Origin of the sequence: Pseudoalteromonas sp. SS15 (assembly GCF_049257195.1) — a bacterium.
In the GTDB taxonomy this organism is placed as follows: Bacteria; Pseudomonadota; Gammaproteobacteria; order Enterobacterales; family Alteromonadaceae; genus Pseudoalteromonas.
Map to the genome: position 1 here is coordinate 499,352 of NZ_JBMMUD010000003.1, position 11,957 is coordinate 511,308.

Consider the following 11,957-nt stretch of genomic DNA (forward strand, 5'->3'; position numbering starts at 1 on the left):
TATGAATTGGCGACTAGTTTAAGGAGATAAGTTGTAAGTGTGTTGCGGGTTTAGGTAATAAAGTGTAGCGGTACTTCTACACTTTATTACAAAAGTTGCTTATAAAGGCATTAAGGTAAGGAAACTTATAAGCGGGCTCTTAAACCAAGTTCAGTAGAATACCCAACGGAACGTTCGGTTATTTTTAGGTTTTCATCAATCACATAATAAGTGGGGTAGGCTTTGACCTTAAAGTTGGCGGCGATTTGATGATTTCCCATAAGCACAGGCATGCTCAAGTCTAAATCTTGTGTGAAAGCTTCAACCGCTTCTTTTGAGTCATAATCTAGGGCAATGGCAACGGCATTGAGTTTTTGTTGTTCATGAAGCTTATCTAAATTTGGCATGCTGAACTTACAAATACTGCACCAAGGCGCAAAGAAGTACACAACGGTTTGCTGTCCAGCGAGTTCACTTAAACTGATCTGCTCGTGCTCATTTTCGAGTGTGGGTAATGAGAAGTAAGGCGCCGGTTGCTCGCCATTATCAGCTAACATACCGAGTTCTTGGTATGCCGTGACTGCGATAAATATTACGACAAAAACGGCTAATTGAAGTACTTTTTTGATCATCTTTGAAATGTATTGGGTCCTTTATATTTTAATAGACCCGACGTTAACATCGAAAATTACAGATAGAAACTAAAAACATGTTTCTATCTGTTTCAGTGGCTAAGACCCCGCATATTTCATTTTTACAAAATGCTACTCACCTAAATAACGTTTGGCCTTTTGAGGTTTTATTTTCTCTAAATCAACCAATACGAGCCCATCAATACAGTTGCTAAAATCGGGGTCGACGCTAAAACACAGGAAGTTCACGCCGCCGTCTTCGCACAACTCTGTATATTGCTTAAATAACGTCGGTACTTGAGCGTCCATATTGGCAAGAATATGCTTAAGCTCGCTAAAATCTTCTTTGATATTATTACCTAAAAATAGCTTCTTATAATTCTCTTGTTGAGCGCTGTCTAAACGGTATTTGTGTTTAGCAATAGCATGTTCGGGCAAATGGCCAAAATAGTGCTGATAGTGATACACCAACATGGCTTTTGCTTCTTCGGGCAAGGCATTTGATAGACTTACTGCGCCAAATAAATAACGGTGTTCAGGATAACGTTTTACAAAGGCACCAATGCCATACCAAAGGTAATCTAAGCTTTTTCGCCCCCAGTATTTAGGTTGAACAAAGCTGCGGCCAAGCTCTAGTCCGTGCTCAAAGTATGGCTGCATTTTATCGTCGTAATCGACTAAGGTATCTGTGTACAAGCCCTCGCGACCTTGCTGATCGAGTACTTTTTTAGCACTGGCAAGACGATAAGCGCCAACTAACTCGAGCTGATTAGGATCCCATAAAATAAGATGGGTGTAATGCATGTCATATTTATCTATGTCTCTGCGTTTGCCCGTGCCTTCACCGACAGCTCTAAATGCATGTTCACGTAATCGACCTAACTCTCTAAAAATGACAGAGCTACCCGTGTAATGATAAAGATAGATCTGCATACCATCTTGCGTTTCGCCAATACGCTCACAGGCTTCAAGGGCACTCTTCAAGGCTTTTTTACACTCTGGTGGCGCAACTGGTGTTTGTGTGGTGAGAGGCAGCGACTTTTTAGTACCAATGCGATATAGCTGTTTGCGGATAAGTGCGACCATCTCTTTGTCTTTTACATTGTTATGCAGATAAGACTCAGGCGGTATGCATGCACCGATTTCGAACTCTAAAAACTTTTGACGCTGCTTAAACATTTCTTTTACCAATAGCAGGCTGGCTAGAGGCTTGTAGATCATGGAAGTGCCATAAAACAAAGGGCTATTTTTGGCTTTGATGTTAATTGGCAAAATAGGGCAGTTAGCTCGTTTGGCCATTCTTAAAAAGCCAGTATTCCACTTACAATCTTTCACACCAGTAGGGCTTAATCGAGAGACTTCACCAGCAGGAAAGATCAATAAAGCGCCACCTTGTTTGAGGTGTTTATGAATGTTGCTAAGCTCTTGTTTGCGACTTGTACCAGATAAATTATCAACAGGTAGCAATAGAGAATGCATCGGTGTTAGCGACATTAGCATTCGATTCGCAACCACTTTTAAATCGCCTCGTACCTTGCTGATAAGTTTAACTAGAGCGAGTGCATCTAAAGAGCCGATAGGGTGGTTTGCGACTATCACAACTGAGCCTTCGCTGGGTATATGCTCAAGCTGCTTGGTGGTATAACGGGCATCAAACTCCAGTTCGTCTAATACTTGCTCGACAAACTCTAACCCTTGTAAGTGCGGGTAGGTATCAGCAAATGCCACAAATTCCTGCTCATGAAGTAAATAACCTAAGCCTTTTTTTACTAGTCCTTTTACTTTTGGGGACTTTTCTAGCTGGGGTAAGTTTGCTTCGATAACCTTATCGACACTGATCATAGTGAATCTCAACTCTAAGTGTTTTTGGTAGATTAAAAACACTGTGTGACAAGGCTGTTGCAAATTTACGGTGCTTTTATGACAGCCGACATTGTTTTATGGTTTTAATGAAACCCTCGCTTGAGTCTTAATTGCTTGGCCAATATGATGACTAACAAGTTGCTTTATTAGGAATAACAAATGTCAGTTTTAGTCTGTGTCACAGGTCGTAATAACGACAAACTCCTTGCTGAACTCAGCGCTCAGTTACCCAATGTTAAAATATATGAGTGGCCGCACTGCGAAAACTTAACAGAAATCGAATTTGTATTGGCTTGGAAAGCACCTGAAACGCTTTGGGCACAGCTACCTAATTTGCAAATAGTACAGAGTTATGGTGCGGGGGTTGATGCAATTGACTTAAGTCTTATTCCTGAACACGTTCAAGTCACTCGTATTGTAGATACACAACTGGCAGAAGATATGGCTGAATATGTCTTAGCTCATACTTTGGCGCATAAGCTTCGTATTAAAGAGTACCTAATAAAACAGCAACAAGGGCAATGGAAGCCAAAACGAGCACATGCGACTCAGCATGTAGGTATTTTAGGTATGGGAGAGCTAGGGGTAAGTGTTGCAAACAAGCTGGTTAACAATAACTTTAAAGTCAGCGGTTGGTCTCGCTCTGAAAAGCAATTAGCGCATATTACCCACTTTCATGGTGACGCTCAGCTACCTGATTTTCTTAAAGAACTTGATGTATTGGTGTGTTTATTGCCTCTAACGCCACAGACAGAAGAGATTTTGAACTTAGATGTGTTCAAACAGTTACCAGCTCATTGTTTGCTAATTAATGTTGCTAGAGGCAAACATTTAAATGAAGCAGATTTATTAACAGCACTTGAACAAGACGAACTTGCAGCAGCAGTATTGGATGTATTTACCGAAGAGCCCTTACCTAAATCACATGTATTTTGGTCGCATCCCAAAATAACCATTACACCACATTGTGCGGCTTTGACTCAGCTCAAAACGGTTTGTGAACAAATTGCGGATAATGTCAAAGCACAGCAAGCAAATACACAATTAAGTAATTTGGTGTGCAAACAAAAAGGATATTAAAGGTAGGAAATAAGTATTGGAAAGTGCTAAGCAGATTTATTCTCTCATTCCTTTCACTTACTGTATAAAAAAACATCTTGTGTGATTTTTATACTTTCAGTAGTTTAGATAAAAAAATAATAATAAACAGGGTAATACAATGCGTGACAGCCAAGGTGGAGTAAAATTTTCTTTCGTTTTTATCTCAGTTATTCTTTTGGCAATTTCTGCATGGTTTACTCAAGCGAAAGCGACAGAGCTACCAGAGTATGGTAACTGTGTCGCTCATGAAGAGATCAACGCTTAGCGTGTTGTTCTCGATTTTCTAGCTTTTTCTCATCACTTTTAGTTAACAGCACATAGGTAGAGCCTGAGCCTCCATGACACTTCAGCGCACTGTGAAACGCTAAGACGATCGGCATTTCTTGTAACCACTTATTAGTATAGCTTTTTAAAATGGCTGGGTGCGGTTTGCTGTTTAAACCAATGCCATGTCTTATCAGCAAGACACGAATACTTCTTTGCTGACAATCGGTAACAAAATCAAAGAGTGTTTTTCTGGCTTCACGAAATGTTTTGCCATGTAAGTCTAATGTGGCGTCGATTTGATATTTGCCTAAGCGTAGATTTTTAAACACACCATGTTGCACACCACTTTTCTTAAAGCTTAATAAATCATGTGGATCAAGTAAGTCTACATACTCGGTGGAGAGGTAATTTGCATCGAACTCTAATTCTTGTTCGGCGGCTTTGCGCTTCTCAAGTTGACTTAGAGTCGGGGCGTTTTTTTTCTTTTGGAGCTCTATTTGATTGTTTTTAGCAAGTGGGGTGACATCACCCATTGAAGCCATAAACAATTCTTCATCTGTCATCGCCATACGTCACCTCAGCTGTAGCATTGAAGATATGGCGATGATTTTAGCCTAGCCTTAAGGAATTGGCTACCAGGACAATTTAAAGGCTAGGTTAATAATATGTTAGTCGGTATGACTTAATTTAAGTTGTCCGAATGTATACACTTTAAATAGATAAAATGTATTAATCATAATTAAACTTAAATTAGACACCACACTGGTACTCATCAGATCAAAACTAAACGATAAAAATAATAAGCTACAAGCGGCCAATGCGGCAACGCGTAAAGTAGTTAAGTGGTTGATAAAAAAGGCTCCAGCACCTAAAAGTAGAAGCACTATGTTTAGCAACAAGTCGAGCTCGTTTGGCATGGTCTGTTTGGGTTCCTGTGGTTGGTTAAAGGAGCGCCATTATGGTGTTAGTTTGACCATGCTTCAAACGAGTATTTTTGTAATTTTCAGATTAGTTTTTTTAATTCGAAATGAGCACCTTTAAGGCACTAAAGAAACCTTCTTTTTTGATTATTTGATACTTCTGACAGGTGTCTGGGTCGAGCTTATTCATACATAAATAGAGAGTATTTTTATCTAGTGCAGGCCTTGGATGCAACGATGAATCAAAGATAACAGGATCAAGACCTGGTAGTGCAGACCAATAGACACTGGTAGCAACGACCCCTAGTTTTTCATAAGTAATTAAGTGTGGTTTAGGGAATACAATAATTAATAAGGCAATAACGCCAAGTGTAATCCAACGTTTGATACCTTTTTGTTTTGGAGGATTATTGAGTTGAGTTTGGGCTAATTGTGCTTGTGCCATTGCGGCTCTTTGTTGTTGTGGAGAAAGACGTTTTTTCTTTTGACTACTTTGTCGCTTTTTTTGTTGTGGATTAACTTGTCCCAGTAAAGATTGTTTTTTTGATTGATTAGACATTCGTTTTGTAGCCTTTTATTTGCATGTCTCTATAATGATTCTATGATTTAATCATAGCCTAAATTTATTCGGCAGCATATGGAAAGGATGATTATGGATCAACAGATCTCAATACTTATAGTGGACGACGTGGGTACAGTTCGTAGTTTCTTACATCAAACATTGATGCACTTGGGCATAGACCATGTGAGAGAAGCCTCTACTGCGACACAATGTATTACCGCATGCGAAGAACAACATTTCGATATTGTATTTTTGGATATCGAATTACCTGACGGTGACGGCAAAGAGCTGATCGCTGAGATTAATAAAATTAACGAAAATATTAATGTTGTGATGGTATCTGCTCATTCAACAGTTGATAACGTTAAAGATGCGATTGAAAGAGGGGCAAAAGGGTTTGTGGTTAAACCGTTTTCACCAAAGAAAATTGCAGCGATGCTGAAAAAGTTTTATCCAGAATTGGAGCTTTATTAAGAAAAGCTTCTCTTCTTCCTTTCTTAAAGGCAAAAAAAAACCGACTTAACAGTCGGTTTTTTCATTCAAAAACAAATTATAGTGCTTTGATTTTAGCAGCTAAACGGCTCTTATGACGAGCAGCTTTGTTTTTGTGGATAAGACCTTTAGTTGCGTAACGGTCTAAAACTGGAGTTACAGCAGCGAAAGCTACAGTTGCAGCTTCTTTGTCGCCAGCTTCAATAGCAGCTACAGTTTTCTTGAATAGAGTACGCATCATAGAACGACGACTTGCGTTGTGCTTACGACGCTTTTCGCTAGTAATAGCGCGTTTTTTTGCAGACTTGATGTTAGCCAAGGTTTGCTCCTAACAATCTTAAAATAAGCTTAATTTAAAGGCCGAGGAATATGCCTGTTTTATTCTCAAAAGTCAATAAAAAATGACCACCCAGCCTTTTCCATTTGGGTCATATTGGCCTGAATGTACTAAAACCATGGTTTTAAGTTGCATAGCGCTAGTTGCAACAGGCTCAGAATCAGCAAAACCATAACACCTCATGGTTTTGTGATTGTTGCGGGCGATTGTATCAAATCTATATCTCGACACCTAGTATTAAACGAAAGATATTTACAAATAGTCGTATGTTGGCGTTCAAGGACAGCGCAAGTCTGTGGCATAATCTTCCAGTTATATGTTCTTGGGAGTAAATTTGTGGCAAAAGGGTTATTTAAATCAGGCATGATAGTCAGTGCCATGACGATGATTTCACGCGTGATGGGGCTAGTCAGGGATGCTGTTGTTGCAAATTTACTTGGGGCGGGACTTGCTGCAGATGTGTTTTTATTTGCTAACCGTATCCCAAATTTTTTAAGACGATTATTTGCAGAAGGCGCATTTGCTCAAGCATTCGTCCCAGTTTTGTCAGAAATAAAAGAAAAGCATGGCGACGACAAAGTCAGATTGTTTGTTGCCCAAGCCGCGGGAACCTTGGGGACCATTTTACTGATAGTTACTATCCTAGGTGTGATTGGCTCACCCGTCATTGCGGCGTTATTTGGTACAGGCTGGTTTATTGACTGGTGGCAAGGAGGCGAAAATGCAGGAAAGTTTGAATTAGCGAGTGGTTTATTAAAATTTACCTTTCCATATTTGTTTTTTGTTAGCTTGGTTGCATTGAGCGGTGCTGTCCTAAATGTTTATAACCGCTTTGCCGCAGCGGCTTTTACCCCCGTTTTATTAAATATCTCTATTATTAGCTGCGCGATTTTATTACATGATGCTTTTGATGTGAGTGCTTATGCACTGGCTATTGGGGTATTTGTTGGTGGCGTAGCACAGCTCTTATTTCAAATACCTTTTCTTTTGCGTATCGGTATGGTGAATAAGCCGGTGTTTGCTTGGCGCTCTCCTGAAGTGACGAAAGTTCGCAAGTTAATGTTACCCGCGATGTTCGGTGTTTCGATTTCACAAATTAATTTACTTTTAGATACCATCATAGCTTCGCTGTTAGTGACGGGCTCCATCGCTTGGCTGTATTACTCTGACAGGCTGATTGAGTTTCCATTAGGTTTGTTTGGTATCGGTATTGCGACTGTTATATTACCCGCACTGTCAAAGTTGCATGCCACAGAAAAATCCGAAGATTTTCAGAACACATTAGACTGGGGCGTACGTTTTGTTTTGTTTTTAGGCTTTCCGGCCATGGCGGGTTTGATGGTAATTAGCCCACTTATTATCTCTGTGTTATTTGATCATGGAGCTTTCTCTGAGGGGGAAGTCGATCACGTTAAAGCAGTGAGCATGGGCGTTGCCGCCTATTCGGTTGGCTTAGTCAGTTTTATGTTGATTAAAGTATTAGCACCAGGTTTTTATGCTCGACAAGATACTAAAACGCCGGTCAAAATAGGTATTATCACGCTTGTTTTGAACATGGTGTTTAACATCATGCTTGCCCCATTCATTGGCTATTTGGGGTTAGCTTTAGCAACTTCTTTATCAGCAAGTTGTAATGCGTTTTTACTTTATAGAAAGCTAAACCAGCAAGGTGTGTATCAGTTCTCTTCTTTTAGCCTATGGTTTGCATTGAAATGTATTGTGAGCGCAATACTGATGGCTGTGCTGGTTTATTTTATTGCCCAGCAATACACATGGCAAAGCTGGAGCCTGATTGAGCAAATCACATTACTCTGCGCTTTACTGGCAGTGGCTATGATAAGTTACTTCGGCGCACTTTTTGCGTTTGGGGTACGATTGAAGACTATAAAAGAAGCCTCGGCTTAATACTTAACCTAAGGCATAGTAAGAGCCTTCGGTTAAGGCTATCTGATTATTCGCATTTTCAAGCAACTTGGGTATAATCTGGCACTTTGAATAAATTGGTGGTGAAGGCTTTTATTTCATGCAATTAATTAGAGGCATCCATAATATTAGAGCAGAACACGCTGGGTGTGTGCTGACGATAGGTAATTTTGATGGTGTGCATCTAGGTCATGTTGCTGTTTTAAAAGGCTTAATGCAAGATGCTGAACAGTATGGGTTACCCAGCACCGTGATGTTGTTTGAGCCGCAACCGCAAGAGTTTTTTGCTAAAGACAAGGCGCCTGCACGGTTAACACGATTAAGAGATAAACTTGCTCTACTAGATAAGCTCGGCATTGATAGAGTGATTTGTGTCAAGTTTGATAAAGAGTTTGCAGCAATAGATGCCGAACAGTTTGTTCGAAACGTGTTAATAAAAAAGCTAGGCGTGAAAGCACTCACAGTGGGTGATGACTTTAAGTTTGGCAAAAACCGCAAAGGCGATTTTGATATGCTGAGCGCAATTGGCGCTGAATTAAATATGCATGTCAAAAGCACAGCCAGCTTACGCCGTGATGATTGCCGTGTAAGTAGTACTTTAATCAGAGCGGCACTTGCGCAAGGTGATTTAGATTCGGCGCACCAGATGCTAGGTCATACCTATGCGATTTCAGGTCGTGTGATCCACGGCTGGAAAAAAGGCCGAGAGCTTGGTTTTAGAACCGCGAATATTGCACTAAAACGCCAAGTGATCCCTGTACAGGGGGTGTTTGCTGTTAAAGTCTATTTAGACAACCGCGTATTTAACGGGGTGGCAAACATTGGCACAAAGCCAACGTTAAATGGCACGAAAGCACTATTAGAAGTGCATATATTTGATTTTGATGAAAATGTTTATGGACGTTTTCTAAAAGTGGAGCTGGTCAAAAAGCTCCGAGATGAAAAAAAATTCGAGACATTGGCCCAGTTGACTGAGCAAATAGCAAGTGATGTGGCTGACGCACAACAATGTTTTACTATTAAGTAGCCGATACGGAAACTAGGATAAATGAGCGACTACAAACATACTTTGAACCTACCGGAAACTGAGTTTCCAATGCGCGGTAATCTTGCGCAACGCGAACCAAAAATGCTGAAAGCTTGGTACGAAGCTGACCTTTACGGCCAAATTCGTAACGCGAAAAAAGGTAAGAAGCCATTTATTTTGCATGATGGTCCTCCATACGCAAATGGCGATATTCACTTAGGTCACTCAGTTAATAAGATTTTAAAAGACATTATTATTAAGTCTAAAACGCTTTCTGATTTTGATGCGCCTTATGTACCTGGTTGGGACTGTCATGGTCTACCTATCGAGCTACAAGTTGAGAAAAAAGTAGGTAAGCCTGGTCATAAAGTATCTGCAGCAGAGTTCAGAGAGAAATGCCGTGCATACGCTAAGAAGCAAGTCGAAGGTCAAAAGGCTGACTTCAAGCGCTTAGGTGTATTTGGTGACTGGGACAAACCTTACCTAACAATGAATTTCGACTTTGAAGCGAACGCAATCCGTGTTTTAGGTCGCATCATTAAAAACGGTCACTTACACAAAGGCGCTAAGCCTGTTCATTGGTGTACAGATTGTGGCTCGGCACTAGCTGAAGCTGAAGTTGAATACCAAGATAAGCAATCACCGGCGATTGACGTACGCTTTGACTTTGTTGATCAACAAGCGGTTGTTGCTGCATTTGGCTTGGCAGAAGGTCATGAAGGTAATGGCACAGTCGGTACAGTTATCTGGACTACAACGCCTTGGACATTACCTGCAAACCGTGCGGTTGCTGTTCACGAAAACCTAGAATACGCCCTAGTTCAAGTTGAAGACGAAGGCAAAGAGCAGCGTTTAATCCTAGGCTCTGAGCTAGTTAAAGATTGTATGGACCGTTTCGGTTTCAATCATTTCCATGTACTAGGTTATGCAAAAGGCGTTGCGTTAGATAACTTACGTGTTGCACACCCATTCTATGACTTTGATGTACCAGTAATTTTAGGTGAGCACGTAACAACAGACTCTGGTACGGGCATTGTTCACACCGCACCAGGTCACGGTCAAGAAGACTTCGTGGCAGGTCAGGCATACGGTTTAGAAGTGGCAAACCCAGTTGGCGCAAACGGTGTTTATCTGCCCGATACTGAATTATTTGCAGGTCAGCACGTATTTAAAGCCAATGCGAGTGTGATTGAAGTGCTAACAGAAAAAGGCGCGTTAATGCACCATCATGCATTACAACACAGCTACCCACATTGCTGGCGCCACAAAACACCAATCATCTTCCGTGCGACGCCTCAGTGGTTCGTTAGCATGGATCAAGCAGACCTACGTAAAGATTCACTAAGTGAAATTGAAAAAACGCAGTGGTTACCTGAGTGGGGCGAGAGCCGTATTGCAAACATGGTAGAAGGTCGCCCAGACTGGTGTATTTCACGTCAGCGGACTTGGGGTGTGCCAATTTCTTTATTCGTTGATAAAGACACAGGTGCATTACATCCAAATACTGAAAACCTAATCGAAGACGTTGCAAAACTGGTTGAAGAAAAAGGCATTCAAGCTTGGTATGACTTAGATGCAGCTGATTTAATCGGTGCTGATGCCGAGCAGTATGTAAAAGTACAAGATACGCTAGACGTATGGTTCGATTCAGGTGTAACACACGCTTGTGTGGTTGATGCGCGTGAAGAGTTAACTGGTCCTGCAGATTTATACCTAGAAGGTTCTGACCAACACCGTGGTTGGTTTATGTCTTCTATGATGACGTCGGTAGCAATTAACGGTCATGCTCCATATAAGCAAGTACTAACTCATGGTTTCACTGTAGATGAAAACGGCCGCAAGATGTCAAAGTCTTTAGGTAACGTTATTTCTCCACAGAATGTTATGAATAAGTTAGGTGCTGACATTTTACGTCTATGGGTTGCATCAACAGATTACACGGCAGAAATGACAGTATCGGATGAAATCTTTAAGCGTTCAGCTGATCGTTACCGTCGTATTCGTAACACTAGCCGTTACTTACTTGCAAACTTAAGCGGTTTCAACCCAGCAACTGACTTAGTTGCCGTTGAAGATATGGTAGAGCTAGATCGCTGGATTGTGGCACGTGCCGCTGAGTTACAAAAAGAAATCATCAGTGCTTACGACAACTACCAAATGTTAGTTGTGACGCAAAAGCTAATGAACTTCTGTACCGGTGAACTAGGTTCATTCTACTTAGACGTAATTAAAGACCGTCAATACACAGCTAAAGCTGACAGTCATGCACGTCGCTCTTGTCAATCTGCGCTTTACCACATTGCAGAAGCAATGACGCGTTGGATGGCGCCAATCATGAGCTTCACAGCGCAAGAAATCTGGGATGTATTACCAGGCGAGCGCGGTGACTTTGTATTCACTGATGTTTGGTACGAAGGCTTAGCCAATGTGACTGAAGGTCAGCTTGATAATACATACTGGCAGCAAGTGCTTGAAGTACGTGATGCAGTTAACAAGGTATTAGAAGCAGCACGTAAAGACGAAGTTATTGGTGCAACGCTGCAAGCTGAAGTGACGCTTTACACTGGTGGTGACTTAGCTGAGACGCTGAATAAGATCGGTGACGAGTTACGCTTCGTACTATTGACGTCAAAAGCAAATGTTGAAGTAGTCAGTGCGAAACCTGAAGGCGCAGAGTCTTCAGACATTGATGGGTTATTCATTAAAGTCGCTTCAACGGATGCGAAGAAATGTGACCGCTGTTGGCACTACTGTGAAGATGTTGGTACACACGAAGGCCATGAAGAGATCTGTGGTCGTTGTGTGAGCAACGTTGACGGTGACGGCGAACAGCGTCAGTTTGCGTAGGAGCAAC

The 11,957-nt window shown here is 41.2% G+C and carries 12 protein-coding genes; 6 read left to right on the forward strand and 6 right to left on the reverse strand.

Translation table 11 applies throughout. The features are described 5' to 3' along the window. Positions 1-125 precede the first annotated feature (125 nt). On the reverse strand, positions 126-611 hold the full coding sequence (locus AAEU28_RS09200) for a TlpA family protein disulfide reductase (RefSeq protein ID WP_421963840.1): 486 nt from the start codon (positions 609-611) through the stop codon (positions 126-128). A gap of 132 nt (positions 612-743) precedes the next feature. Continuing rightward, positions 744-2,453: a lysophospholipid acyltransferase family protein gene (locus tag AAEU28_RS09205; protein ID WP_421963841.1), complete on the reverse strand. Its 1,710-nt coding sequence runs from the start codon at positions 2,451-2,453 to the stop codon at positions 744-746. Between the two features lie 180 nt (positions 2,454-2,633). Here AAEU28_RS09205 and AAEU28_RS09210 point away from each other — a divergent pair, with 180 nt between their 5' ends. Together AAEU28_RS09210 and AAEU28_RS09215 are read left to right on the forward strand one after the other, a co-directional pair. Continuing rightward, a complete protein-coding gene (locus AAEU28_RS09210; protein ID WP_421963842.1) occupies positions 2,634-3,554 on the forward strand; it encodes a 2-hydroxyacid dehydrogenase in 921 nt (306 codons plus the stop codon). Positions 3,555-3,693: 139 nt separating this feature from the next. Beyond that, entirely contained in the window at positions 3,694-3,840 is a 147-nt protein-coding gene (locus tag AAEU28_RS09215; RefSeq protein ID WP_171041687.1) for a hypothetical protein, read from the forward strand. Here the strand turns inward: AAEU28_RS09215 and smrA are convergent. From smrA to AAEU28_RS09230, 3 genes are all read right to left on the reverse strand, one after another. Then, a complete protein-coding gene (smrA, locus tag AAEU28_RS09220) occupies positions 3,830-4,411 on the reverse strand; it encodes a DNA endonuclease SmrA (protein WP_421963843.1) in 582 nt (193 codons plus the stop codon). The two genes, AAEU28_RS09215 and smrA, sit on opposite strands and share 11 nt — an antisense overlap. Before the next feature lie 99 nt (positions 4,412-4,510). Then, positions 4,511-4,759 (reverse strand): hypothetical protein, encoded by a 249-nt coding sequence (locus AAEU28_RS09225; protein WP_058029111.1) that lies wholly within the window; start codon positions 4,757-4,759, stop codon positions 4,511-4,513. Between the two features lie 100 nt (positions 4,760-4,859). Next, complete coding sequence (locus AAEU28_RS09230) at positions 4,860-5,321, reverse strand: hypothetical protein (RefSeq protein WP_421963844.1); 462 nt, start codon at positions 5,319-5,321, stop codon at positions 4,860-4,862. Positions 5,322-5,414: 93 nt separating this feature from the next. Between AAEU28_RS09230 and AAEU28_RS09235 the strand changes: the two genes are divergently transcribed. Then, positions 5,415-5,798, forward strand: coding sequence for a response regulator (locus AAEU28_RS09235; protein ID WP_058029113.1), 384 nt, complete (start codon positions 5,415-5,417; stop codon positions 5,796-5,798). A gap of 76 nt (positions 5,799-5,874) precedes the next feature. Here the strand turns inward: AAEU28_RS09235 and rpsT are convergent, their stop codons facing one another. Beyond that, positions 5,875-6,135, reverse strand: coding sequence for a 30S ribosomal protein S20 (rpsT, locus tag AAEU28_RS09240; protein WP_058029114.1), 261 nt, complete (start codon positions 6,133-6,135; stop codon positions 5,875-5,877). Positions 6,136-6,489: 354 nt separating this feature from the next. On the opposite strand from rpsT, the gene murJ reads away from it, so the two are divergent. From murJ to ileS, 3 genes are all read left to right on the forward strand, one after another. Beyond that, positions 6,490-8,058: a murein biosynthesis integral membrane protein MurJ gene (murJ, locus tag AAEU28_RS09245; protein WP_421963845.1), complete on the forward strand. Its 1,569-nt coding sequence runs from the start codon at positions 6,490-6,492 to the stop codon at positions 8,056-8,058. Between the two features lie 118 nt (positions 8,059-8,176). Further along, on the forward strand, positions 8,177-9,103 hold the full coding sequence (gene ribF / locus AAEU28_RS09250; RefSeq protein WP_421963846.1) for a bifunctional riboflavin kinase/FAD synthetase: 927 nt from the start codon (positions 8,177-8,179) through the stop codon (positions 9,101-9,103). 21 nt (positions 9,104-9,124) lie between these two features. Next, positions 9,125-11,950, forward strand: coding sequence for an isoleucine--tRNA ligase (ileS, locus tag AAEU28_RS09255; protein WP_421963847.1), 2,826 nt, complete (start codon positions 9,125-9,127; stop codon positions 11,948-11,950). Positions 11,951-11,957 lie beyond the last annotated feature (7 nt).